The sequence below is a fragment of the Arthrobacter sp. MMS24-S77 genome, from assembly GCF_054888235.1.
The window spans coordinates 1963217-1986753 of sequence record NZ_JBTZRN010000001.1 but is presented as its reverse complement, the minus strand read 5'-3'; the positions used below and the strand labels follow the sequence as shown (position 1 = coordinate 1986753).

The window sequence follows — 23537 nt, the reverse complement described above, 5'->3', positions numbered from 1 at the left end:
CGCGCGTTACCACCGGGCCCCCTTTTCGGTTGCGTACGCGAGTGGACTTGGGCCTCCTTCGCCGAAAGTAGCCAAGCGGACGGTAACCCCGAGTTGTCGGATATTGTTTTGCACGTCTAGTGGTAGTCGATCGTCAGTTACGACAGCGTCGAGCATTTGCAAAGGTGCAACGTTGAAAAGGGAGACGGTGCCGAACGTGGTGCTGTCCGCGAGTAGGAACCTCGAGGACGACGCTTTGAGGGCTGCCCGTTTTACCTCGATTTCGTCCATGGAAGGTGCCATGAGGCCCCTGGAAATGTTCCACGTCCGGCTGCTGAGGAAGGACAAATCAATGTTGACGAATTTGAGCATTTCGGTCGCGAGGGGCCCCTGACCGGAAGCGCTCGCTGGGTCCACTACTCCGCCAGTGTGGATGGTTTCTATGTTCGGGTAGGCGAACAAGCTTGTGACGATGTAGAAGTCGTTGGTTACTACGGTAAGGTGCCGGCGCGCGGCGAGGAAGGGCACGAGTGATCAACACGCGGTGCCGGCGTCGAGGAAGACAACCATGTCATCCTTTATTGATTGGGCTGCGAGCTTGGCAATCGCCTTTTCGCGCGGGGCTCCGGGTTGGGCCCGAAGTTTGGGTTCCCCTGCAGGTTCTTGGCCGTGCTGCTTTGTGAGCCGAACACCACCGCGGACTGAGCTCACTTGGCCAGTGGACTCTAGGGCAGTGATGTCACGACGGACCGTCATGTGAGAGACATTCATATAGGCCGTGAGGCCGCGGACACTCAGAATGCCCTCCTGCCGCAGGAGGCGGAGGATTTCTTGGTGCCTCTGCTCGGGAATCATGGATCGGGCTGCTGGACTCACGAGGTTCCCTTCAAAGGTGTCGACCGGCACCATGAGCGGGCGCCTAGAGGTTTGATGCGTGACGGCGGCTTTTCGTCTGAACCGTCAAGTAGCCCCTGTTTTCTTGCGTGTCGTCTACGGCCCGATATGCTCACCTGGCGTCCGAGGATTCCGGGCATGTTCTTCTGGGTCCCGATGGCTCAAGACTTGTCGCTTCCCTGCCAGTCGGGCGCCTGAATGAGCTCCACCCGATTTCCGTCTGGATCGAGGAGGTAGACCAGCCACCCGCCTGCAATGGGGCCTGAGGCCGGGGCAACGGGTTCGGATACCGCCTCGTAACCAAGAGCTGTCATCTTGGTGTAAACCTGCCGTACGTCGATGTCTGTGAAGGCAAGGTGTGCCGTGCCCGGCTGCGCCTCTGATGGGTCGACTGCGGGCAGTAGAGGCTCGGCATGGGCAAGTTCCAGCCGGAAGGCTCCGTCACTGGTAGCGAGAAGCATGGCTTTGACCTTTACGTTGCGACGGCCGTAAAGTTCGCCGATGTATGGTCCCGACGTCCACGCATCCAAGCGGGTCAGTCCAAGGCCATCCACGTAGAATCGCGCGCTGCGCTCCATATCCGTTACGTGCAGGGCAGTGTGATGATGTCGCATTAAGTGTCTCCTTGGTGGGTCAAGGACTTCCTACTCGTCTCCGATTGTTGAATTGCTTTACAGGAGATGAGACCAGCCTTGAAGCGTTGATATTGGATGGGTTGGGGGCATGTGCATAGCAGCGCTGGGCGACGGCATGTGAGAAGCCCCGTGCCGGTTGGTTTTAGGTTCCGATTCCCAGGTGTGCTCCGCCTGCCACGTCGAGGGACACTCCTGTGATGTAGCGGTTGTCGGGATCGGCGAGGAAGAGGATGGCGCGGGCGACTTCGTCGGGTTCGGCGAACCGGCGCATCGGCAGTTGTGCGGCCCGCTTCGCCCGGTTGGCAGCCGCGTCCGGTCCGGAGTCTTTCGCGAATTGTGCCCACATGGGTGTGTTCACCGGGCCTGGTGCGATGGCGTTAACGGAGATGCCGTTGGGCCCGAGCAGCTCGGCGAATGACCACATGATGTGAAGTACCGCTAGCTTGCTCGCGTTGTACGGCAGGTAGTTGAGGCGTGATTCCTTGGCCGCAACGGAGGACAGGACCACGATGGCGCCGGCGGTGCCGGACTTGAGCATCGATTTGGCTGTTTCCCGCACCATCGTGAAGGTCGCGGAGGCGTTGATCCTCAGAATGGAGTCGAACTCTTCGGTTGTTGTCTCCATAATGCCGGGGGTGGGGCCGAGCACTCCCGCTGCGTGGATCAGGACATCAATGCGGCCGTGTTTGGATGCGATGTCCTGGATTGCGGCTGCGCATTGCTGTTCCGAGGTGATGTCGAGGGGGTAGAACGCCTCCAAGGGCTGGTCCTCTTTGGGGGAACGGTCAGCGCCAATGACGATGGCGCCTGCAGCTTTGAGTGCGCTGACAGCGGCGTCGCCGATTCCGCCGCTGGATCCGGTTACCAGAACCACCTGGTCTTTGAGGCTCATTTGATTTCGCTTCCATGAATGTGGGTGCACCGCGGTCCCCCCGCGGCTGGAGTGTGAGGTGATCGTTTCATGTTCATTTCCTTAGTTGAGATTGCTCGGTTCGGCCGGTCGCCATGTGGTCAGGTTTGATGATGCTACGGGGCGAGCTCGTCCTTAGCTCGGGAGGCTACCGCTGCCAGGAGGGCATCGGCGATTTCGGTGGCGCGGAGTGCCTGGGCGAATGTGACTGCAGGGGTTTCACCCGAGCAGAACCTCAGAGCCGACTCGGCCTGGCGAAGGAAGAGGTCCGAGGGATCGAAGGTCTTCTCGTACTGGCTGCCGTCCCGTTCCCACGCGTGGAGGGAATCGTTGGACCACAGCATCCGGCCGGTGCTTGCCAGGACATCGATGGTGAGGCTCCAGTCCCCTTGGTTGAGACCTTGAGACTCCTGCCAGGGAGACCAGTAGCTCTGAAGGTTAAACACCGTGCCCTCAGGAAATTCGAGGGTGGCGACGACGTGCTCGGGCACCGGCGAGCCGTACAGGCTGCTGCTGGCGCTGGTGGCCAGTACTTTCGGGTCGCCGTCGAACCAGGAGGAGACTAGTTCGATGGCGTGAATGCCGTTGATGACTGCGACGCCGCCCTCTTTCGGGTCGGCGCGCCACGAGTCGACCTTCTGTTTATGGGCCACGGAGCGGACGGACACGGCGACCACGTCGTGGCCCCTTACCCATTGAGAGACAAGGGGTGCGGCGGGATGCTGGTGGAGCGTGTACCCGACCATGAGGCGCTCGTTGACGCCGGATGAAGCGGCCAGGACGGCGGCGCCTTCGGTATCTGCGGCTACCGGTTTTTCGGTCAGGACACGGAATCCCCTGTTGAGAAGGTCTGCGCAAACGTCCGGTTGCATGGTGGTTGGGAGGGCAACGACGACTAGGTCCAGGTGCTCGGGGCGGAGTGTCTCTGTGCTGGGTAGCAGCACTGCGCCCAGTTCCTGGGCGAGTGGGTAGGCGCGGTGGTCCTTGTCAACAAGGAAGACGACGTTGGCACCGGCTGCGGCGAATGCTCGTGTGTGTCGTGATCCGGCCCAGCCGGCTGCTCCTACGACGGCGACGCGGGGAGCATGTTCCGTTACGGTCATGATTTGACGCCTCCCGAGGTCAGGCCGGCGATGAACCAGCGTTGGAAGGCGGCGAAGATGCCCAGGACGGGTACGAAGGCGACGATGACGAAGGCGCCGAAGGCGGCCCAGAAGTTGCCGTAGCCGGTGGAGATGTAGCGGACGATGCCGTTTTGCACGGTCTTCATGTCCTCGGTTGTTGCCAGGACGGTCCCGACGAGGAAGTCGTTCCAGACGAATACGAAGATGAAGATCGCAACGGCTGCTATGCCGGGACGGATCAGGGGCAGCACGATCCTCAGGAGGATTTGGCGTCGGTTGCAGCCATCGATCGCTGCTGCTTCTTCGATCTCAACGGGGATGTTTTCGATGAAGTTGCGCAGGAACAGGATCGTTTGTCCGCAGATGATGCCCGTGTAGACCACGATCAGCAGAGGGTAGGTGTTGATGAGCGCGGTTTTTACGAACATGGAGTAGAGCGCAATGAAAACGACGACGCCTGGGACCATGGACAGCACGAGGATTGAGGTCATGAGGCTTTCCATGCGTCGGCCCCGGTAGCGGGTCGCGACGTACGCTGCGGGGACGCAGACGGCCAGGGCAAGGATGATCGAACCGATGGCGTAGATCAGCGAGTTCAGGAAAAAGCGTATGTTGGTGGAGGTGAACAGTCCGCCGTAGCTGTCGAACGAGAACGGATTCGGTATCCACACAGGTGGGAAAGCGACCGTGTTCGCATCGGTTTTCAGGGACGTCGATAAAATCCACAGGATGGGTGGCAGCACCAGGGCGGCGGTGACTGCGACGACTGCCCAGATGGGTAGCCGCCGCAGAATATGCCCGGGTCGGCGGCGTGCCGGAATGGTGGCAGTCACAGGGTTTCCTTCCGTCGGAAGCGGATCGCTACCAGGGTCAAGGCGATGTTGATAGCGAAGAGCAAAATAGCTGCGGCGGAGGCGCCGGAGAGGTCGAAGTCCTGGAACGTCTTGTTGAATACCCGCATGGAGAGCGTTTCCGTTCCGCCCAGCGGGCCGCCGCGGGTGGTGACCAGGATGATGGTCACCATCTGCACATACAGCATCAGGAGGACGACGACGACGGAAACGATGGTGTTCCGAAGAAAGGGAAGTGTGATGTTCACGAATCCCTGCCAAACGTTTCCGCCATCCACCCGCAGGCTCTCGTAAAGTTCGGTTGGCACAGTCTGAAGCGCCCCGAGGAAGAGGACCATCGCCTGGGGATAGGACCACCACGCAGTGATAAGCGTTAGCGCCAGCAGTGCAGAACCCGGCGTGGAGAACGCATCGGCGGGGCCGAAGCCAAGGGCTTTTGTGATGGCTGTCCCGGGGCCGTAGGTGGGGTTGAGAAACCACAGCCAGAGGGTGCCAACTGTGGCTTGTGACATCAGCCACGGAAGCAGGAACAGACTCCGCACCGTCCGCTTGAAGCGGATGATTTTATTCAGGACCACCGCTGAGACAAAGCCGAGTGGCAATGCAATAGCCAGTGCGCCGAGTGAGAAGACAAGGGTGGTGCCGATCTGTTTGGGAAGGTCCTTGTCGGTGAAAAGTTTGGTGAACGACTTTAGTCCCGAGAAGTCCTTGATTTGGTAGTACGTGGTTTCGTGGAGCGCCGTCCAGGCTGTGAAGAGCAGGGGCCCGACGAAGACGAAAAGGAAAACTGCAACGACCGGGATGACGTAGAGCCAGACCGCGCGGTCCTTCCGCGCAGGCCGTACACGGGGATCGGTACTCCGTGCTGCGCGTCGTTCTTGTGTCACTGACATGGGATTCGCTTTCCTGGGACCAGGTTTACGTGATTAGTCCTGTCCGGGCGGGGGCTCATTTGTTGGCCGCGTCCTGGGCAGACTTCATGAAATCGTCGGCCGACGAGTTGTTCAGGTACAGCTGCTGTCCGGCGTTGGCGAGGCCACCGGCAATCGCGATCCAGTTGTCGGGGTAGATGTGTGGCTCGCTGTGATCTTTGACGAAGTTACTGACGTCCAGCACGGTCTTGGCCGCAGGAGTGGTGAAGTAAGGCTCCTGGAACGTCGACGAGCGGGTGGGTACGTCACCCCCGGTTGCCATGAGCGCCCCGGCTTTCGGGCTGGTCATGTATTGGATGAACTTCCAGGCCGCCTTGGCATGCTTGCTTCCGGCACCGATGCCAAGGGTCCAGCCGAACGTCGATCCCGTATCCGAGCCGTTTGAAGTTTTGGGCAGGGCGGCCGACTTGATGTCCGGGTTGGCCTTCTGCAGGGTCAAGAGGCGTTCCGTTCCGAGGGCAGACATGGCAACAGTGCCGTTTTGGAGGCCGTCAGCAACCGTCGAGTACTGGTCCCCCACAACGCTCGGTGGCATGCCTCCGGCCTTTTTGAGCTTCACGAGGAAATCCGCGAATTCTCTACCCTTTTCAGTGTTAAAGCTGGCTTTGCCGTCCTGATTGGAGATGGCCTGCCCCACCTCGCTCATGAAGCAATCGAAGAAGGTCGAGATGATCGCCGAGTTGTCGACCCCGGAGAACCCCGTCCCGAACCCGGTAAATCCCGCCTTCGCTGCCTTCCCAGCAACCTCGGCGACCTGGTCCCAGGTGGTGGGTACGGCAGCTCCGATCTGCTTGAGGATCTTGTCGTTGTAATAGAGCGTGCATGTGCGGTAATCGTACGGGACGGCTACTTGCTTTCCGTCCTTGTCCGCCAGCTTGTCCACCGGGCGCAACCAGTCAGTGATCTGCTTGGCCTCCTCAGGAAGCGGCTGATAAACCTGCGCGGCAGCAATTTGGGGGACAACCGGGGCGAACATCTTCACGACATCCGGCGTCTGTCCCGCTGCTGCTGCCTGCGGGAGCCTGCTGATCATGTCCCCGAAGGACACGGTCGACAGCTGGACTGTGATGTTGGGATTTTCCTTGTGGAAGTTCTCGAGGTTTTGCTTCAGCGCCGCAGCCCTCGGGTTGTTCTGGCTGGGGTCCATGAAGTCCCAGTACGTCAACGTGACGGGACCGTCGTCGTTGTTGTTGCCGGAGTCGCCCGAACTGCCGGAGCAGCCGGTGAGCAGTGCCGCGGCAAGGGCAACAGCGGTCAAAGTACTTGCAGCTTTGATCATTGCGTCTCTCCTTTGAGATCGGTTGCATTTTCATCAGTAGAAATGAGATCGGTTGCTGAGATCGGTTGCACTAAACATAGGGTCGGGAGCAGGGTCTGTCAAGGATTATTTAGCTCAGGTTTTTGGAGCCCTTGGTTCCGGTCGCTGGCGAGGGGTCTATCGTTTTGAGTTGCCGGCATCAAGGATCACCGAAGTCCTTGTTGCTTTCAACGACGAGCTGTTTCAGCCGGGAGTGCATCTTCAAGCACGCGCGGTTTGTTGATCATCAGGGCTCCCACGGTAAGCACGAGGAGCCAGGCTCCGAGCATGCCGAACGAGGGTAGCCAGTGGTCCCCTGGCTGATGCAGGAGACCAAAAAGGAATGGGCCGAGGCTTGCGAGGGTGTAGCCGACTCCCTGGGCGAACCCGGACAGTACCCCCGACCCGGTTTGGGTTCGTGCCCGCTTATTGATCATGGTAAACGCGAAGGAGTATGCGCCCTGACCAAGCCCGGCGATGGCTACCCACACTGCGGCAGAAGTTATCGGAGCAAAGATGATGCCTCCATAGCCGACCGAGAACGTGACGACGAACAGGATTGCGATAGGTAGCGGGCGAGGCATCCTTACCACAGCAAAAGGCACAACAAGGCCGACCGGCAGGCCGAGGATGGAATAGAGCGCCAACATGAACCCGGCGGTTCCCGGACTCATCCCTCTGTCTATAAGAACAACCGGAAGCCATGTAAGGGCAGCAAACGTGTTGCTCGAGCAACCCGCGAAGATTAGTGCCGTACCCCAGCCAATCGATGATCTCCAGGGCTTGATCACGCTGGTGCGGGGCGGCGGTACTTCGCTGGTTGGCGGTTTCCTGACGCGGGCAGCCGTACGCCTGCCCGCAAGGACCATCAACCAGGGTACCGTCGCGGCGGCGCTGATTACCGCCCAGATACCGATAGAGAACCGCCAGCCACACATACCCGCCAAGGGTATGGCGGCTTGGGCGGCCACGGCAGTGCTGACGGCGAGGAGCGTCACGTGGAGGGCAGGGAGGATCCCGATTTTATCGGGGAAATACTTCATCAGCAGCGGCGGAATCACCACATTTACCACCCCGATCCCCAGCATGGCGACACAGGTGAACACCAAAAAGGCGAGGGTAGTCGACCCCAGTGCGCGTCCGATCTGGCCGAGTGTTGTCAGCAGGATTGACACCAGCAGCAGGTGTTCGGGCTGGGTACGGCGGATCAGAGGGACAGCCAGGAAGCCCATCGCTGCGAAGCCGGCGGTCGGCAGCATACCAAGGATCCCGGTCGTCACGGCGTCGAGGGGTAGGTCACCGCTTATTGGACCAAGGAGTGGGGATACCGCCGAAACCGCCTGTCTGGCGCTGAACGCGACCAGCAGGATGCCAACGAGAGGGGTGAGCCGGCCGCGCAGCGGTTGTCGTCCCGCTCCCCCGATTTTCGGGTTGCTCTGGTGGAGGCGGTTTGGAGCTATTTTGTGCCTCCCTATGCTCAGCGGCTTGTGGAGGCCGTGGTTTCAACAGTTCTCGGTGCAAGCCCCAACCCGAAGGATGGGCGAGCTTGGTTGTTCAGCTTCCGTTCACTGCGTGGCTGGCCCATTCCCGACCGGCTTGTTCCTCCGTCGGGAGCCCGGATGCGGCGAGGATCCGGTCGAGCAATCGTTGGGTGTGAACGGCTTCACGGCCTGAGGTCAGTGGCTGTTGCCTGTCAGCGACGCGGTCCAGGAAATGGTGAACGGCGGCGGAAAATCCGAGAGTGTCCGTCGCAGTAGCCCAGCCATACGCCTCTGCGCTGAGTTCCCGGGATGTGGTGACGCCCTTGACTGTGGTCGAGACTGTTTCGGGCGCCCTGACCTCTACTGTCTTTCCGTCACCATAGGCATCCAACTTCTCGTTCCACGCTCCTGCTGTGCGGGCGGCCATCAGGACGCCCGTGTTCCCGGTGCTGAAGCGGATGGTTGCTGCGACGCCGTCTTCTTCCCAGGGGTCGTCACCAGCGGCGTGGGCGGCGACGTGCTCGGGTTCGCCGCCGCAGTACCAGCGGAGGAGATCGACCATATGGATGGCATTTTCGAATGTTGCACGGTATTCGGAGCCGGGGCGGTTTTTCTGGGCGACGCAGAAGGTGGCGCCTTTGGTACCGAAAACTTCCCGGCCGGCAGTGTAGACCGGAGCGTAGCGGCGGTTGAAGTCGACCATCAGGATGCGGCCGCGCTCGTCGGCGAGGTCTGCCAGACGTTCTGCCTCATCGGTTGCCGGAGCCAAGGGTTTTTCGCAGAACACGTCGACATCACGGCTCAGGCATAGCTGGACGGCGTGGGCGTGCTCGGAACGTGGCGTCAGCACGAAGACTGCATCCAGCTCCTGGGAATCCAGCATGTCCTCCACCGTTTTGTAGGCTGCGTTGAAGCCCCAGCGTCGGACCAGGCTGCTTGGGTCCTCACGCCGTGACACCAAGGCGGCCAATTCGACGTCGGCACGTTGGACGAGGGTGGGCAATTGGGCAATGGTGGCGATATTGCCCGCGCCGACAACTCCGACGCGTAGACGGTTGGTGTTCATCAGGCGTTCCTTACTTCAGTCAGGTCAGAGAGCATGGCGCGAAGGACGGCGGCGGATTCCCGGAATCCGTCCTCGGGCGCGGGGAGGTCTTGAGGATGCCAGCGGTACTCGAGCTCGATGCTCAGCACGTCGTCGTAGCCGTGCTGCAGCAACGCGGCGAGGATGTCGGACCATGGAACGACGCCGCCTCCGACGACGCGCGACCTGACGGCCCGTTCGGACGCGTTGACCCGGGCCGTTTCCGTGGCGCGGAAAGCCGCGTTGGGGTTCGTGAAGACGAGGTCCTTCACATGCACGTGACCGATCAGGTCCCCTTGAACAGCAAAGGCCTGTTCGAACGTTTCGTCGTGGGTGAAGGTCAGGTTCGCCTGGTCATAGAGAACGCGGACCGCCGGATGGTCAATTTCCCGGACCAAGGCAGCGGTGGCCGCCGCGGTCTGGGTCATGGTGCCGAAGTGGTTTTCCACGCAGAGGCGAACGCCCGCCTGGCCAGCTTCGGGCGCCAGGGTCTCCAATGCCTGGCGCAGTTTTGCCCAACGCGCCGCGTGGTCGTTGTCCCCAGGGTGCCAGGAACCAGCATAGACACGGACCCGGTCAGCGCCGAGCAGGTGTGCGGTTTCTATTGCGCCACGAAATTCATTAACTGCTGTGCGCCATTCCGCGTCGTCCAGTGAGTTGATGGCGGTCGTGTAAGGCGTCAGACCCACGATGGATATTCCTGCGGTATCGGCCGCTTTCATTGCCTCCACCGCAGCACGCCGGTCACCTAATGGCAACCCTGATTTGTAGTCATCCTGGTAGATGACTTCGGCTGCATCGAGCCCTGCGGCTCGGAAGAGATCAAGTGCTTGGGGAACCGTGTGGTCCGGGGTGCCTAGTGTGTGACCGGCTAGCCGCATTTGTTTATGTCCTTTCTGGAAGTGTTTGGAGGTGTTGCCCAGTCCGTGGGACCGACCAGCGGGGGCGGGGCTGCGACGCGGGATCGGTCCACGATTTCCATCAGCAATCCCCATGGGGTGATGAAGTAGGTCCAGCGGTTGCCGGCTACTCGCGGGCTGTCGCCGGCAACTTCTTTGCGTTCTCCGAGCACCCGTACTCCAGGTGTTGCCTGCAGCACTGCGATCGCTTCGTCGACGTCGTCCACGACGAAACACAGGTGGTGGCCGCCGGCGTCGCAGTGCCGCGGCGGGGTATCACGCCGCTGAGTGCTGCTCCATTCGAAAAGCTCGATGTTGAGGTTTGGTGGCAGGCGCAGCATGGCGAGCGTGAGCTTGGCATCTGCAGGGACGTCGAAGTTTGTGGGCATGAATTCTTCATCGGGCCCGCGTTCGGAGCGGTAGAGCTCTTCGGCTCCGAGGACTTCGACGAAGAACCGGATGCCTTCGTCAAGGTTTGGAACCGTCAGGCCGACGTGGTCTGTGTGCTGAAGGCCCGGCAGGCGCCGGAGCGTTGACTCCTGCGCCCTGGTCATTTGCGTGGTCCAGAGGTGGAGCGGCGGACCAGAAGCTCAGGTTCGAGGACGATGTGGTCCACGGAGCCATCCGCGTTCTGCTTCTCAGCCAGTTCAATGGCGATGTGTCCCATGTCGGCGATCGGCTGGCGAACCGTCGTCAAAGGAGGGTTGAACCGGGCGCCGAGAGCGAGACCGTCGAACCCGATAACCGACACGTCTTCCGGTACCCGTACTCCACGTTGGCCGAGCGCCGAAATGACCGCAAAGGCCACCATGTCATTGGCGGCGATGATTGCCGTTGGAGGATTGTCCATCTCCAGGTAATGTTCTGCCCCGCGCGTGCCCGCATCCAGATCCGACCCGCTGTCCAGCACGACAGGTGCGTTGCCGCTCTCGGCGGACAGCTCCAAATAGGCGTCCATCCGGTCCTGGGCGGTGTGCGTCCCGGCAATGCCGGATACGTAGCCAATCGAGGTGTGCCCTAACGCGTGCAGGTGGTCCAGTGCGAGCCTGATTCCCTGGCGACTGTCGACGGTGACTGTGGGAACGGAGTCGTCACCTTCCACGCGGTCGATCACCACGACTTTATGGCCGAAGTCGAAGCGTTTCATGGCCTCGGTATCGACCTTTGTCGATGGAGCCACAATTCCGAAGGGGGCGTACATGGCCTGCATCGCGGTGAAGTATCCATCGGTCTTGGCAGGGTCACCATTGGTGACGCAGAGCAGCAGCTGGTAGCCGCGCTCGTCCGCCGCCTGCGTCATCGTCTTGGCAAGTTCAGCGAAGAACGGGTTGGTGATGTCAGGGACGATCAGCGGGATGAACGTGCTGGTTTTCCGGCGAAGCGCCTGGGCGAGTGGACTCATCGTGTAGCCGAGTCCCTCGGCGACCCGAAGGATGTGCTCGCGTGTTTCGCTCTTCACCGCCTCGGGGCGTGAGAAAGCCCGGGAGACCGTTGACCTATGGACACCAGCAGCTTTTGCAACGACGTCGATACTCAAGTCAGACATGTTCTCTTCCTCCGTGCTGGTTGTCATAGGCCTCCCAAATGGGGCGCATGACGTCTTCGAGCTGGGCCAACGTAGTCAGGCCCAGGAATCCATCATCCAGCGTCCGGGCGACGCTCCGCACGAACGGAGCATAAAGCGGGTCGCTGTCCACATTGATCTTGTCGACCTCCGTGGTGCCGTCCAGTGCCGTGAACGTAGCTGTGCCGTCCGAATCAACGGATGCGAATCCTGCCTCACCGACCGAGGTAAAGCTGCAGTAGCGCTTAAGCGGCGAACCAGGGAATGCGTAGCCAACCTCAACGATGGCTTCGCGTCCCTCCGGCGTCGTGATGATCAGGCTGGCATGATCCTCCACAGCCTGGTTGTGAAGAGCCGATGAGAGCCGGGAGTCCACACGCGCCACGGTCTCACCCGTGCCCCTAAGGAACAGATCGAGAAAATGTGGGCCCAGATTGGCCAGGCAACCCCCGCCAGCCTTGACAGGATCGAGCATCCAGGGATTGGCATTGTCGAGATACCGGGCTGGCGGGCCGGCAATGAACGAGGTTCGCTGGTACGTGGGCCGGCCTGCCTTGGCAAGCCATTGCTCTGTGGGTCCACCGCGCTGGACCAGGGGGACGGTGGCAGGCACGCCGGCTGCCTCGGCGGCTTGACGCACGGCGGAAAGCTCGTCAAGGGAAGTGCCCAACGGCTTCTCGACAACGAACGGAATACCGCGCTCGATCAACGCAAGACACTTTTCGGCCATACCGTCATGGGGGCCGAAGACATATGCGAGGCCGACGTCGGGGAGATCAACCAGCTTCCGCCAGTCGGCTTCAACCGGCGCCCCCCATCCTTCCGCCAGGTCCTGCACCTGGACGCGGGATACGTCGTCGTCACCGACTCCGATCACCTCGTGCTCTTCGGCAATGGCCGGCGCGCAAAGCGGAACATGCCAATGGGAAGCACCCAGAATGATTGTGCGTACGTGAGTCAACCGCAATACCCCCTTGTATGAGATCGGTTGCTGAGATCGGTTGCAATAACACTATGGATAGTGGGAAAGTTTGTCAACGACACTTCAACATTGCCCGGGCAATAGGAAACATCAACACGCCGGGGCGCAAGAAAGGCAAGCATGTACAAGAAACTTCGCACCCTGCAGACCATCGACGAATCCGGCGCCGTCCTGATCGTCCGCCTCCAGAACGCTGAGGTGGCAGAACGCGTGGCAGAAGCCGCCATCACCGGAGGCTTCCGAGCCCTTGAAATCACCCTCTCGATCCCAGGGGCGGTCGATGTGATCCGCAGGCTCGCCGCCAAGCACGGGCCCAACGGAGTAGCCATCGGCGCCGGAACGGTACTGGACGAGCACTCGGCCTACGAGTGCATCCGCGCCGGCGCTGACTTCCTGGTCAGCCCTCAACTGAACCCGGCAATGATCCGGACAGCGAACCGTTACCAGATACCCACCGTCAGCGGCGCCTACACGCCAACTGAGCTGGTCAACTCCGCCGAGGCGGGTGCCGACATCCTCAAGCTTTTCCCCACGGAAGCCGGAGGCATCCCCTACGTCAAATCCGTCCTCGCCCCACTCGCCCATCTGCCGATCATGCCGGCAGGCGGCGTGACCCTTGAGAACGTAGGCGAATGGTTTGCCGCCGGCGTCGCAGGTGTCGGCGTCGGCAGCTACGTGACTAAAGCATGGCAGCCGGATGGCGACTTCAACCGCGTCACCAAAGCCGCCAAGGAGTTCCTGTCAGCGGTGGCAGAGGCCCGCCGATGACGGCCCCCAGCGTCTTCATCGTCATTGGCCCGGCCGGCTCAGGTAAAACGACAGTTGCCCAGAAAACGGCAAGAGAGAACGGTGCCGCTTACCTGGACAAGGACAGGGTATGCGGACGATTTGTCGAGTTCGCCCTGAAAGCAACAGGACACGACCCCACCGACCGGGAATCCAACGACTACTACCGCGACAACCTCCTGCCCCTCGAATACGACACTCTCATGGACGTGACTGGAGCGAACCTGCGCCTCGGCCGGTCGGTAGTAATCGATGCCCCATTCGGCGCCTACTTTCAGGTACCCGACTTCCTGACCCGCGCAGCAGAGAAATTTCATTGGCCACCTTCCCAGACCACAGTCGTGCGGGTAAGGGTTCCCCAGGAACTTCTGCGGGAACGGCTTACCCGCCGCGGCCTGGAACGAGACCAATGGAAACTCTCGCACTGGGACGAATACTGGCGCACCTACGGAAGCCTCGAATGCGCGTGGTCCGGGGTGGAGTACCTGGACTTCAACAACGAAACACCGCTCCCGGCAGATGCGTGACTGCCGAACCTGGCCATCTTTCACTTTCACCCGAGGTCCAAGAGCAGCCCTTCTCAGGTCTGATGCCCTACTTTCTGTTCGGGAGGCCTGCTTCCAGAGCATAGATAGCGTCGCCGCCTGCTAGACGCCGGCGCGGCCCAGATTCGGAACGACCCCTTCAACAAGACGTTGACAACCGACTTTCATCACTCGTAAGGTTATTGCAACCGATCTCAGCAACCGATCTCATTGGTCGTGCTGATGAGTTAGAGAGCCGCAGTAAAGCAAATTTCGGGCAAGCATTAAGCGCCCTCACCCCATTACCCCTCCGCAGCAAATGTGAAAATATGGAGAGTTCAATGAAGACCTCAAAAGAAGCCGTCGGCAGGCCGGACCCTTCGGAGTATCCCGAAGTGTCCAAGCGTCCTCGCCGCAACGTGAATATGGTGGCAGGAACGATTGGCCACTTCGTGGAGTGGTACGACTGGTACATTTACGGCCTGCTCGCGGCTGTGTTCTCGGGACAGATTTTTCCAGGCGATTCCCCGTTCGCATCCCTAGTCGCAGCACTGCTCACCTACGCAGTAGGTTTTGTTGTGCGCCCGCTCAGCGGAGTCATCGTCTCCCCACTGGCCGACCGTTTCGGCCGGCGGCGCATCCTGACGCTGTCCATCTCCGGAATGGCGGTCGGCGCCCTGATCATCGGCCTCACACCCTCGTTTGCGACCATCGGCTATGCCGCACCGATTCTTTTCCTGGTGGCACGCATCCTCCAGGGAATCTCGGCCGGCAGTGAGGCGCAGAGCGCCATCGCATTCATGGTCGAACACGCCCCCGCGAACCGCAGGGGCCTGTTCGGTTCATTTTCCAATACGGCGAGCGGCCTGGCGACTCTCGCAGCTACCGGCGCCGCAGCAATGGTGACATCAGCCTTTGCCCCAGCGGACCTGGCCGCCTGGGGTTGGCGCGTCCCGTTCATCGCGGGCGGCATCCTCGGCGTCGTTGGCCTGATCTTGAGGGCACGGGCAGAAGAGACCCCCGAGTTTGAGGCAACGGCCCTTGTCGATCAAAAGTCCGCAGCGGCCCGCCTGATGGACCTGCTTCGCGAACATCCCAAGGCGCTGCTGCAGGCGGCTGCACTCTCTGCCCCGGCCGTGGCCTACTACACCTGGGCCACCTTCCTTCCCACCTACGCCAAACTGACCACCGGCCGGGACCTGGCATCCACGCTGACCGGGAATGTTATCGGGTTGGCCTTGCTCGTTGTCATCGTGCCGATCTGCGGTGCGCTGTCCGATCGGCTCGGCCGGCGCAAAATCTTCCCCATCGTCGGTGCCATCGGCATGATCGTTCTCTTCTACCCTCTCCTGCTCCTGCTCAACCAGCCCGGCTTTGGCGTCTACGTTCTGGTATCAGCCTCGGGATGGGTAGTTCTCGGTATCTGGCAGGCCGTCTACCCGACCATTCAGGCCGAGCTGTTTCCGGCGTCGGTACGTGTATCCGGGATCGGATTTGCACACCAGATCGTCATCGCCGTCTTCGGCGGCACAGCGCCACTGATCGCCGCTGCGTTCGTTGGCGCCGGACAGCCCATGCTTGTCGCGGTCTACATGATTGTCGTCGTCGCCCTGTGCCTCGTCGTTTACTTCACCCTGCCCGAGACCGGCAGCCGTACCGGCCGTGCCACAGTGGCGCTTGCTGACGCTGAGGTACTTGAAGGCGAGCACCTGCTGGTGGCTCCTTCGCATGCCACCGACGAGGCTAGGCGTTCCTAGTAGGCACGCTGGTACCAAGCCGCCGTAGCGGCTCGACCAAGCAAAAGGGGGCGTGTCCCCCGGGTCTCGTCGAGCCGCCTGGCTCGCGCTTGCGATCCCTCGGCAGGGACCAAAATTCGTAGCGCGTTTACAAATAGGCGAAGAACAGAAGAGAGGATGCCTTCACGTGAACCAAATGATCATTAACACATTTTCCTATCTATGGTCATCTACGGCGATTGATGCCATAGCTGAATTGGTCGACAGTGGGTACAGAACTTTTGAAGTTCCGATCAGCTCGCCACATTGCTGGCCGGATGAAATAACCGCCCCTGAGCGTTCGGCAACTCGCGCGAGGCTCGTTGAGTACGGCGCAACCATCAGGTCACTGAACGCCGGTGGATATGACATCAACTTGGCCAGCCCGGGCGCCAACATGCGTCGCAAAAGCATCGAGCACATCAAATCGGTGATTGACCTGGCTGCGGTCTGGGATGTCCCCGAAGTCGTGATATCCCCGGGCACAAGACGCCCCATGATTTCACCTTCACTCGAAAAGACCTACGGGTGGATGTACGAGAGTCTGGAGAATCTGATTCCGCTGGCCAAGCAGGCCGGCACACGACTGCTCTTTGAAAACACTCCCTACTGCTTCACGCCTACCATCCAGGATCTGGCAGGCGTTGTAAGCACTATCAACGACGATGCAGTGAAGATTGTGTACGACGTCGCCAACGCTGCCTACATAGGAGAAGACCCCGTAAACGGCTTGCTCTCCTACCACGAAGCAATTGGACTTGTGCATATTTCTGATACGGGCACCGAAACCTGGGGCCATGATCCAATCGGCACCGGAGTGATCGACTGGAATGGATTGGGCACAGCCGTAAGGGAAACCTGCGGCGTCAATAACGTAGTCCTTGAAATCATTCGCGAAGAGAACCCCGTGCAGGAATTCGATAAGGCAATGCAGGATCTTAAGAATCAAGGCTGGGATCTGGGGTCTTAGCCCCTGGGTCGAGGTTGCGACGGGCTAGTCGATGTGTGTCTAAAGATAATGAAATCAGTTTCCACTGCCACTTTTATGGTGTAGACGGATGGCTCTACAGCCCGTGGGCCCTCTTCAGTTAAGAATGACTTCATATGAAACCCAAGTAAAAGGAAATGTGTGCAATGAGAGCTTTGGTAAGTGGCGGAAGCACCGGCATAGGCGCGTCTACCTGCGTGAGAATCGCGGAGGCCGCTCTGGCCCGGGGTGTGCACCCGATGATTGCCGTATGTGGACACGAATCGAACAGCAGCCAAGAGCAGGTTGTTCGTTCAATCCAGTCCATGGGTGGTACCGCCATCGCACTGGCAGGTGATCTCGGGGATCCCGATGTGCCAAGCCAGCTGGTCGGAGCTGCTGTAGCAGAATTCGGTGGCCTGGACGCATTGGTAGCAAACGCCGGAATCGCTAACCCCGGAGCCATATGCGACCTGTCCATTGAGGACTGGGACGGAATGTTCTCCGTCAACCTCCGCGGCGCGTGGCTTCTTGCCAAAGCGAGTTACCCGCACTTGAAGGACAGCAATGGCGCCGCCTGTTTCACCTCCTCCATGTCTGGCCAACAACCCCATGCTGGATCAGGTGCTTACAGCCCCAGCAAGGCTGCGTTGACGATGTTGGCGCAGACACTCGCGTTGGAATGGGCCCCTGACGGAATCCGTGTGAATGTGGTCTCCCCCGGCATGACTCACACTCGGATGACGGAAAAAATGTATGAAGATCCCCAAATCAAGAAGGCAAGGGAAGATATTATCCCGCTGGGAAGAATTGGCGATCCCATGGACATTGCGAACGTGATCGAATTTCTTGTGAGTCCGCTATCTGGTTATGTCACCGGCCAAGACATTTGTGTCGACGGTGGCTTCTCCAAATCTATCCTCAGCCATATTCCTGGACGACCCAGTTCCAAATCCTGAAGCCGAACTGTGCCGGCGCCCCCGAAAGTGGCCTAGGGCGTGTCTCCTAAAGCGGCTAGCCAGATGCTGACTGCTCGGAGAACCGCTCCTCCGCGATACGTGAGTGCGAGTTTGTCGTAGCGAGTGGCCAAGCCCTGCCATTGCTTGAAGGTATTACTGCCTGGGTCGAAGAAGTTATGGTGGCCGGGCAGGTGCGACGACAGGGGGTAGGGCCGGCCTTGATGACTGAGGCCGAGTTGTGGGGGCGGGAGCAAGGCGCTGCCTATGTCTCTCTAGCGAGCCGGCGGGCAGGCGGGTTCTACCGTGCGCTGGCTTATGAGGACGCCGCGACCTTCTTCAAGAAGCCCCTTTGATTCCGGCATCATCGAATAGTCGGCACAACTCGGTCATTGATAGACCCTGACACTCGTGTGGCCGAGGCGTGAGTACTTCATCGAAGTTCCTCGTATCTTCCGGTCAGGACCGGGTCTCGGCAGTTAGCGCCGAGACCGCATTGAGCTGTTCCTGGGTGAGCTCGACATCTGCTGCGGCGGCGTTGGCGCGGAGCTCGTCGGCGGTCTCGGCTCCAACGATCACCGATGCCACGGCCGGGCGGGACAACAGCCAGGCCAGCGAGACCTGCTGCATCCCCAGCCCCCACGCGCGGGCCATTTGGTCGAGTTGGCGGGCGATGGCGATCTCGGCGTCGGGGTATCCGGGCCCGCCGTAGCGCTTGCCTCCGGCGATCGGCCGGTCCAGGACCGACAGGTCGGCAAGGAGACCGCCGTGCAGCGGCGCATAGGGAATGATCGACAGACCGAACCTCACGCACGCGGCGGCGAGCTCCTTTTCGGCGCTGCGGTCCAGGAGGCTGTACATCACCTGCGCAGCCACGGGGGCGGAGACCAGCCGGCGGTCATCGGCGATCCACAGGGCCTCGGTCATCTGCCAGGCGGGGTGGTTGGACAAAGCGACATACCGCAGCTTCCCCTGCCGGATCAGATCGTCGTAGACGGCAAGGGTCTGCTCCAGGGGCGTGTTTGGATCAGGGAAATGCGCGTAATAGAGGTCGATGCGGTCAGTGCGCAGCCGGCGCAGGCTTTGCTCGACCTGCTGGATGATGTACCGGCGCGAGAGACCGCCATCCGGATCGAACCTCCGCTCCCCCGACTTGGTCGCCAGCACCACCTCATCCCGCCGGCCGGCCAGGGAGCGGCCGAGGATCTCCTCGGCGGACGCCCGCTCTGCCGCCGGCGGAGCGCCGGGCCGGTCGAACGTCGAGGTCGAGCCGTAGACATCAGCGGTGTCAAAGAAGTTGATGCCCAGATCCAGAGCCGCTCCCACGACGCTATCGGCTTCGTGTGCGCTCGGTGCCACACCGAAAGTCGCCGTGCCCACGCAGATGCGGGACACACGCACGCCGGTCGGTCCGAGAACGGAGTACTTCATCTAAAGGATTCCCATCTGCGAGTCTCGGGACTGGGCTGGCGCGTGCGGCGTTCCGTCAGGAGGTCCCGTGCGGCTACGAGCCGTGTCGAACTTAAACCATAACCGACTGGTTATATTTCGGCAATGGTCATGAGAAAGTAGTGACATGCCAGAAGCCGCAGAGACCAGAACACGGGGCCCCTACCGCACAGGCGTCCGCCGACGCGAGCAGCTCATCGGCATCGCGATGGACGTCTTCGGCGAACACGGCTTCGCCGGCGGATCCCTCCGCACGATTGCCGAGCAGGCCGGCGTCAACCACGCCACCCTGATCCAGCATTTCGGCAGCAAGGAAGGCCTGCTCACGGCCGTGCTGGAGGAATGGGACCGACGGACCGTGGAGAACGGCCTCATCGATGTCAGTGGATTGGACTACTTCCGGCGGTTGCCAGAGGTCATGGCCGCCCACCGGGACAACCGCGGCCTGCTCGAACTGTTCACCACTATCGCGGCCGAAGCCTCCAGTCCGGCCCACCCGGGCCACGCGTTCATCACCCAGCGCTACACCTCGAACCTGGCAACCCTCGCCGGGCATTTGCAGGAAGCGGTCGAAGCTGGCGACATTGTTCACCTCTCCCCCGCGCAGATTGAGATTGAAGTGCGGTTATTCACTGCCGTGATGGACGGCATGGGCCTGCAATGGCTCCTCGACCCCGAAACCGACATACACGCCAGCGTGACAACCTATGTCGAACGCGCCATTGCCGCCTGGGGAGGCCGGTGGCGCCCCTCTGTCCGATTCGGAGGGCACAACCAGAGGATCGAAGATTGAGAGGAAGACACTCCCGGCAATCCGCGCCGTCCTTTTTCCGAACGGTCCCTCGCGGCCAGTCCGAGGACTCGGTGCACCGGTCCCGTTGCAGGGGTGGGCCCTCGTTGCGCGGAGCGAACGCTGCGATTTAGCCCTTGCGGCCCATCGCCTCGTATAAGGCCTCCTACGTCGGTGCGGTCGACAGGCTGACTCAGACGAGAAACACCTGGCGAGGTCCTCAATCACATGCAGCAAAGACGTCTCTGGGCCCTTCCCTCACACCTGCGAATGCGGGAAACTCGACCCACCAACGTTACTAATGAGGTGGGTCGTTGCAGTGGCACAAAGATGGTACAAGAATAGGTCAGAACCCGTGTGATTCCGGGGATTATGGTACCCACCTCCTATATCAACTTTGGTGCAACGGAGCTCTTGTGGTCGCTCCAGTGACTGTGGTGAGGTGGGTTGTGCCGGTGGCTTTCACCGCACCGCCAGCGTCGATAAAGCAGACGTAAGTGTTGACAGTGTCCACACCCGCTTTGACAGGACCAACTCACCCACACAGTTCCCCCGGGTGCCCACCTTCGGAGAACCGTTCTCCAACAAACTCGGTTTCATCATGTCGTACTGGCACCCCCGGCCCATGAATAGGTGAAGGACACCCCAGGCCCACCCGACCAAACCGGAACGAGGAACCGCATAACCCCACTTCAGCAGGCGGAAGGCCACCAGCCACGGCGTTGAACCCGCCACCCACACACCTGAATAGGCCCCGCGGCGACCAGGCAGAAGCCCGCACCACCAGCGTCATAGGCGCGCCAGCGCAAGCTTTGTCAACACGTTAAGCAAAAACCCCTCTGACGAGGGGAAATGCTATGCCCGAGGTGGGACTCGAACCGCATTCCAGGCCGCGGAAACACAGGGAAGTCCAGAAAACATAGGCAGTACGGGCCGGTCCGGCCGATGTACGACCCAGTCCGAAGGCAAAGGTGTGCACATTGTGCACACCGGGATTTTGGCCGTCGAACTCCCCCACCGACCGCAAAATCAGGAATCCCGAACCGAAGCACCGTCCCAGCCGTTACGGGATCGTCCCATGCGCGGGCCTGCTGTTCGCAGCGACCGGTTGCTCCCCCGTTGTCACCACCGCCGACACGTGCCCAGACCGCGAAGCATCATCTTGAATACATGGCCTACGGCTCCTGTCGAGGCTTGCCGTTCGCGGCCACGCCAACAGGGATGGCCTGGTCACCGAACTGAACATGGCTTGGCTGCAGAACAGCATGAGCCAGTCCATGTCTTCCACCACGACGGCGATCTCGTTGGAGATGATGCGAAACTGGCTCTGGAACGGCCCCGACAACTCTGCTTCGTAACCACACGGTTGGTCGGCGGTGGCGCCCCTTGCGGTGGGTTCTGACGGTATGCTTTAGCCGCAACTGGCCGGTGTCAACGACCGGGCTCGATCATGGGGGACGGTCAATGGGCTTCAGCGGCTTCTCTGGCAGGTCGGCTGCCGTGCTTCTCACCTTAGGCGTGGGGGTGTGTCTGTCAGTGGCAGGATGCTCCGGCCCAGAGCCATCGGCCACCGCCGGCAGTGGAGGCGCTGTGTCGCAAGCCCGCAGCGACAGAGTGTCGCCGGCGGCTGCCCAGCCGGCCTCGGGCCTCATACTCGCCCGGACTGACTCGAGCGGAAACGCAGAGGTGGACGCCATCGACCCAACCACTGGAGCCGCCCGCACCGTCGCGACGTTCGTCTCGCCCGACACGTCCATCTCCATCGATCCGGAGATCGTGGAGCTGACCTACGGATCCTCTCCGATGGAACGAGCCATGTTCTCCCCCGACTTCCACCGCGTGGTCGCTGTGAAGAAGACCTCCGATGCCGCCGTGCACGTTGGTTGGCTCGACACCACGGGAACGTTCACCGACGTCAGTGCAGCAACGAACGGAGCCCCCGGTTCCGCCACTGTCACCGCTGATGACACCCCGATGTTCGGCACCGACGGGACGTTCTACTTCGCCCGCCGCGAGGCCGGCGGCGGGCCAAAGAAACAGCCCACAATCATGAAAGTCCCAAACGGATTCACCGGACCGGCAACTGCTATGAAAACCCTCACACCCGATGAGGGGGTGAACTACTTCGTCAACCCGGACGGGACTCTCGTAGGGGTCCAATACGGGGGCGGTACGTTTCAGGAAAACGGTGCGGGCGTCGGAGGCTACGTTGTCCAGGACTGGATCAGCTCCACTGAGTATGTAGCGGTCGATTTCAGCCAAAGCGGGATCTACCGGGTCAAGGCGAAGCCTCGCAGCAAGTCCGACCTAATGGACTCGCCCACGGAGGGCATAGCCCTGCTCCCGCGGACGGACCGGACCCCCTCCTACACGGTCGTGAGCCCTGACGGTGCCAAGGTTGCATTCCTCGCGACGGCCCCCGACTCAAGCAACGTCGAGGTGTACACCGTCGAGTCCGCAGGAGGCGGAACACCGAAGAAGGTTCCAGCCAGCGCGGTACCTGACAAAGCCAAACTCATCGGCTGGAAATGACGGACAGCTTCTAGCGGAGCTGCTGTGCCCTTTAGTTATGCCAGTCTCCTGCGGAGCAGCTTACGTTTCCTGGGTTCTTTCTCCTCGACGAGCCGCCAGGCAACCATGTCCAGGGCCCGCAAAGGCGTTACTTCCGGACCGCCGGCCGGTGCGAGTGCGGCGATGTCCGTCCAGCGCCGCAGACCGTCTTTGAGGTCTTTCTGGATGTGGGGCAGCCAAGCGGTCATGTAATCCGTGTTTGACCGGCCCTTTACGCTGTCCATCCTCTTTTTCCCGAGCCTGCCGTAGCAGCGCCAGATGTTGTCATCGTAGAGCGGCAGCAGGCCCAGCCGTTTCAGATGCAAGATCTTGGCAAGCTTCACCAGGCGCAGTTGCTGGGTCTTCCGGCCGTCCAGGACACCGTAGAGCTCCGCGATGGCCGACAGGGTCTCCGGACCGGCCTGATCCAAAGTGCCGGTCAAGTGTTTGTTACGCAGGAGCGGGTCGATGTGCTCCAGGATCTTCAGGAATGTGTACTGGGTCTTGAGCGGGTTCTGTCCGGCGTTCAAGAGCCCGGCGGCCAAGGCATCCTGAGAACCGACGGAATTCCGGTCGCCATTGCCCGGGTAGCTGTCGTATGCAGGGTAAGACCACTGGCCGGGCTGGTTCATGTACTCCCAGGCGAGCTCTTTGGCGTGCTGGACGCTGACATCCAGGCCGCCCATGATAAGAGTCTCCGTCATGCGCCTGAGCCTACAGCCGCACACATCAGGGCATGAGCACGTTCGCTGAGGTGACGGCCTGTTCGTCCGCCGGCACCCGCAAAGGACTGATCCGGCGATCGACGGCGGCCGCTGCGGAAAGCATTCCCAGGGCGGCCGTTTCATGCCAAGAGACTCTCGAAATGACCTCCTGCGATGACCCTGTTCATCGCTTCGGGCGGTTCGAGTCGGCCTGAGCTGCCGCCTGCCGACCGAAACCACCCTCGGGTCGGCTTGTTTTTTGGTCTTGGATCGCAGTGTTGGCAGGGGTTTTTGCGGTTTCTACCGACCAAACCGACCTTTTTGGGGATGGGCGGGCTTATATAGGGAAGAGGTATGTATTGGTTATATATATGGGGGTCCCCTATAGAGAGAGTTAAAAGGTC

Annotated in this window: 24 protein-coding genes; 8 read left to right on the top strand and 16 right to left on the bottom strand. The window is 60.9% G+C overall.

Features of this window, described 5'->3' with window-relative positions; genetic code table 11:
* Positions 1-6: 6 nt before the first annotated feature.
* From ACX5I4_RS09080 to ACX5I4_RS09015, 14 genes are all read right to left on the bottom strand, one after another.
* On the bottom strand, positions 7-507 hold the full coding sequence (locus tag ACX5I4_RS09080) for a DeoR/GlpR family DNA-binding transcription regulator (RefSeq protein ID WP_461836375.1): 501 nt from the start codon (positions 505-507) through the stop codon (positions 7-9).
* Between the two features lie 6 nt (positions 508-513).
* Positions 514-834, bottom strand: coding sequence for a DeoR family transcriptional regulator (locus ACX5I4_RS09075; RefSeq protein ID WP_461838684.1), 321 nt, complete (start codon positions 832-834; stop codon positions 514-516).
* 200 nt (positions 835-1034) lie between these two features.
* Complete coding sequence (locus ACX5I4_RS09070; protein ID WP_461836374.1) at positions 1035-1487, bottom strand: VOC family protein; 453 nt, start codon at positions 1485-1487, stop codon at positions 1035-1037.
* Between the two features lie 163 nt (positions 1488-1650).
* The gene (locus ACX5I4_RS09065) at positions 1651-2400 is read right to left on the bottom strand and encodes an SDR family NAD(P)-dependent oxidoreductase (RefSeq protein WP_461836373.1); all 750 of its coding nucleotides are present in this window, start codon (positions 2398-2400) and stop codon (positions 1651-1653) included.
* A 134-nt stretch (positions 2401-2534) separates the two neighbouring features.
* Positions 2535-3521, bottom strand: a complete 987-nt coding sequence (locus ACX5I4_RS09060) for a Gfo/Idh/MocA family protein (protein ID WP_461836372.1) — start codon at positions 3519-3521, stop codon at positions 2535-2537.
* The gene (locus ACX5I4_RS09055) at positions 3518-4375 is read right to left on the bottom strand and encodes a carbohydrate ABC transporter permease (RefSeq protein ID WP_461836371.1); all 858 of its coding nucleotides are present in this window, start codon (positions 4373-4375) and stop codon (positions 3518-3520) included. The genes ACX5I4_RS09060 and ACX5I4_RS09055 overlap by 4 nt, the downstream gene beginning before the upstream one ends.
* Positions 4372-5286, bottom strand: coding sequence for a carbohydrate ABC transporter permease (locus tag ACX5I4_RS09050; RefSeq protein WP_441438058.1), 915 nt, complete (start codon positions 5284-5286; stop codon positions 4372-4374). Before ACX5I4_RS09050 ends, ACX5I4_RS09055 begins: the two co-directional genes overlap by 4 nt.
* 55 nt (positions 5287-5341) lie before the next feature.
* Positions 5342-6604: an ABC transporter substrate-binding protein gene (locus tag ACX5I4_RS09045; RefSeq protein ID WP_461836370.1), complete on the bottom strand. Its 1263-nt coding sequence runs from the start codon at positions 6602-6604 to the stop codon at positions 5342-5344.
* 206 nt (positions 6605-6810) lie between these two features.
* Positions 6811-7986, bottom strand: coding sequence for an MFS transporter (locus ACX5I4_RS09040; RefSeq protein ID WP_461838683.1), 1176 nt, complete (start codon positions 7984-7986; stop codon positions 6811-6813).
* Between the two features lie 190 nt (positions 7987-8176).
* Positions 8177-9169, bottom strand: a complete 993-nt coding sequence (locus ACX5I4_RS09035; protein ID WP_461836369.1) for a Gfo/Idh/MocA family protein — start codon at positions 9167-9169, stop codon at positions 8177-8179.
* Positions 9169-10068 carry a sugar phosphate isomerase/epimerase family protein gene (locus ACX5I4_RS09030; RefSeq protein WP_461836368.1) on the bottom strand — a complete coding sequence of 300 codons (900 nt, stop codon included), beginning with the start codon at positions 10066-10068 and terminating at the stop codon, positions 9169-9171. The genes ACX5I4_RS09035 and ACX5I4_RS09030 overlap by 1 nt, the downstream gene beginning before the upstream one ends.
* On the bottom strand, positions 10059-10640 hold the full coding sequence (locus ACX5I4_RS09025; protein ID WP_461836367.1) for a VOC family protein: 582 nt from the start codon (positions 10638-10640) through the stop codon (positions 10059-10061). Before ACX5I4_RS09025 ends, ACX5I4_RS09030 begins: the two co-directional genes overlap by 10 nt.
* Entirely contained in the window at positions 10637-11632 is a 996-nt protein-coding gene (locus ACX5I4_RS09020) for a LacI family DNA-binding transcriptional regulator (RefSeq protein ID WP_059389053.1), read from the bottom strand. The genes ACX5I4_RS09025 and ACX5I4_RS09020 overlap by 4 nt, the downstream gene beginning before the upstream one ends.
* The gene (locus tag ACX5I4_RS09015) at positions 11625-12611 is read right to left on the bottom strand and encodes a Gfo/Idh/MocA family protein (RefSeq protein WP_461836366.1); all 987 of its coding nucleotides are present in this window, start codon (positions 12609-12611) and stop codon (positions 11625-11627) included. Before ACX5I4_RS09015 ends, ACX5I4_RS09020 begins: the two co-directional genes overlap by 8 nt.
* 141 nt (positions 12612-12752) lie before the next feature.
* Here ACX5I4_RS09015 and ACX5I4_RS09010 point away from each other — a divergent pair, with 141 nt between their 5' ends.
* From ACX5I4_RS09010 to ACX5I4_RS08985, 6 genes are all read left to right on the top strand, one after another.
* Complete coding sequence (locus ACX5I4_RS09010; RefSeq protein ID WP_306961561.1) at positions 12753-13400, top strand: bifunctional 4-hydroxy-2-oxoglutarate aldolase/2-dehydro-3-deoxy-phosphogluconate aldolase; 648 nt, start codon at positions 12753-12755, stop codon at positions 13398-13400.
* Positions 13397-13945, top strand: coding sequence for an AAA family ATPase (locus ACX5I4_RS09005; RefSeq protein ID WP_461836365.1), 549 nt, complete (start codon positions 13397-13399; stop codon positions 13943-13945). The genes ACX5I4_RS09010 and ACX5I4_RS09005 overlap by 4 nt, the downstream gene beginning before the upstream one ends.
* A gap of 338 nt (positions 13946-14283) precedes the next feature.
* Positions 14284-15699: an MFS transporter gene (locus ACX5I4_RS09000; protein ID WP_059389057.1), complete on the top strand. Its 1416-nt coding sequence runs from the start codon at positions 14284-14286 to the stop codon at positions 15697-15699.
* A 175-nt stretch (positions 15700-15874) separates the two neighbouring features.
* Positions 15875-16687: a sugar phosphate isomerase/epimerase family protein gene (locus ACX5I4_RS08995; protein ID WP_461838682.1), complete on the top strand. Its 813-nt coding sequence runs from the start codon at positions 15875-15877 to the stop codon at positions 16685-16687.
* A 164-nt stretch (positions 16688-16851) separates the two neighbouring features.
* Positions 16852-17643 carry an SDR family NAD(P)-dependent oxidoreductase gene (locus ACX5I4_RS08990; RefSeq protein WP_461836364.1) on the top strand — a complete coding sequence of 264 codons (792 nt, stop codon included), beginning with the start codon at positions 16852-16854 and terminating at the stop codon, positions 17641-17643.
* Between the two features lie 95 nt (positions 17644-17738).
* Positions 17739-17996, top strand: a complete 258-nt coding sequence (locus tag ACX5I4_RS08985; protein ID WP_461838681.1) for a GNAT family N-acetyltransferase — start codon at positions 17739-17741, stop codon at positions 17994-17996.
* A gap of 103 nt (positions 17997-18099) precedes the next feature.
* Here the strand turns inward: ACX5I4_RS08985 and ACX5I4_RS08980 are convergent, their stop codons facing one another.
* A complete protein-coding gene (locus tag ACX5I4_RS08980; RefSeq protein ID WP_461836363.1) occupies positions 18100-19071 on the bottom strand; it encodes an aldo/keto reductase in 972 nt (323 codons plus the stop codon).
* A 145-nt stretch (positions 19072-19216) separates the two neighbouring features.
* Between ACX5I4_RS08980 and ACX5I4_RS08975 the strand changes: the two genes are divergently transcribed.
* Positions 19217-19882, top strand: coding sequence for a TetR/AcrR family transcriptional regulator (locus tag ACX5I4_RS08975; protein ID WP_461836362.1), 666 nt, complete (start codon positions 19217-19219; stop codon positions 19880-19882).
* Positions 19883-21469: 1587 nt separating this feature from the next.
* Positions 21470-22411, top strand: coding sequence for a hypothetical protein (locus ACX5I4_RS08970; RefSeq protein WP_461836361.1), 942 nt, complete (start codon positions 21470-21472; stop codon positions 22409-22411).
* 35 nt (positions 22412-22446) lie between these two features.
* Here ACX5I4_RS08970 and ACX5I4_RS08965 read toward each other — a convergent pair whose 3' ends face one another.
* On the bottom strand, positions 22447-23133 hold the full coding sequence (locus tag ACX5I4_RS08965) for a DUF6308 family protein (RefSeq protein WP_461836360.1): 687 nt from the start codon (positions 23131-23133) through the stop codon (positions 22447-22449).
* Positions 23134-23537: the final 404 nt, after the last annotated feature.

Bases quoted from the DNA above. Each gene is read 5' to 3' on its own strand.
- ACX5I4_RS09075 (WP_461838684.1), bottom strand. From the start codon at position 834: ATGATTCCCGAGCAGAGGCACCAAGAAATCCTCCGCCTCCTGCGGCAG.
- ACX5I4_RS09070 (WP_461836374.1), bottom strand. From the start codon at position 1,487: ATGCGACATCATCACACTGCCCTGCACGTAACGGATATGGAGCGCAGC.
- ACX5I4_RS09065 (WP_461836373.1), bottom strand. From the start codon at position 2,400: ATGAGCCTCAAAGACCAGGTGGTTCTGGTAACCGGATCCAGCGGCGGA.
- ACX5I4_RS09060 (WP_461836372.1), bottom strand. From the start codon at position 3,521: ATGACCGTAACGGAACATGCTCCCCGCGTCGCCGTCGTAGGAGCAGCC.
- ACX5I4_RS09050 (WP_441438058.1), bottom strand. From the start codon at position 5,286: ATGTCAGTGACACAAGAACGACGCGCAGCACGGAGTACCGATCCCCGT.
- ACX5I4_RS09045 (WP_461836370.1), bottom strand. From the start codon at position 6,604: ATGATCAAAGCTGCAAGTACTTTGACCGCTGTTGCCCTTGCCGCGGCA.
- ACX5I4_RS09035 (WP_461836369.1), bottom strand. From the start codon at position 9,169: ATGAACACCAACCGTCTACGCGTCGGAGTTGTCGGCGCGGGCAATATC.
- ACX5I4_RS09030 (WP_461836368.1), bottom strand. From the start codon at position 10,068: ATGCGGCTAGCCGGTCACACACTAGGCACCCCGGACCACACGGTTCCC.
- ACX5I4_RS09025 (WP_461836367.1), bottom strand. From the start codon at position 10,640: ATGACCAGGGCGCAGGAGTCAACGCTCCGGCGCCTGCCGGGCCTTCAG.
- ACX5I4_RS09020 (WP_059389053.1), bottom strand. From the start codon at position 11,632: ATGTCTGACTTGAGTATCGACGTCGTTGCAAAAGCTGCTGGTGTCCAT.
- ACX5I4_RS09010 (WP_306961561.1), top strand. From the start codon at position 12,753: ATGTACAAGAAACTTCGCACCCTGCAGACCATCGACGAATCCGGCGCC.
- ACX5I4_RS09005 (WP_461836365.1), top strand. From the start codon at position 13,397: ATGACGGCCCCCAGCGTCTTCATCGTCATTGGCCCGGCCGGCTCAGGT.
- ACX5I4_RS09000 (WP_059389057.1), top strand. From the start codon at position 14,284: ATGAAGACCTCAAAAGAAGCCGTCGGCAGGCCGGACCCTTCGGAGTAT.
- ACX5I4_RS08995 (WP_461838682.1), top strand. From the start codon at position 15,875: ATGATCATTAACACATTTTCCTATCTATGGTCATCTACGGCGATTGAT.
- ACX5I4_RS08990 (WP_461836364.1), top strand. From the start codon at position 16,852: ATGAGAGCTTTGGTAAGTGGCGGAAGCACCGGCATAGGCGCGTCTACC.
- ACX5I4_RS08980 (WP_461836363.1), bottom strand. From the start codon at position 19,071: ATGAAGTACTCCGTTCTCGGACCGACCGGCGTGCGTGTGTCCCGCATC.
- ACX5I4_RS08975 (WP_461836362.1), top strand. From the start codon at position 19,217: ATGCCAGAAGCCGCAGAGACCAGAACACGGGGCCCCTACCGCACAGGC.
- ACX5I4_RS08965 (WP_461836360.1), bottom strand. From the start codon at position 23,133: ATGACGGAGACTCTTATCATGGGCGGCCTGGATGTCAGCGTCCAGCAC.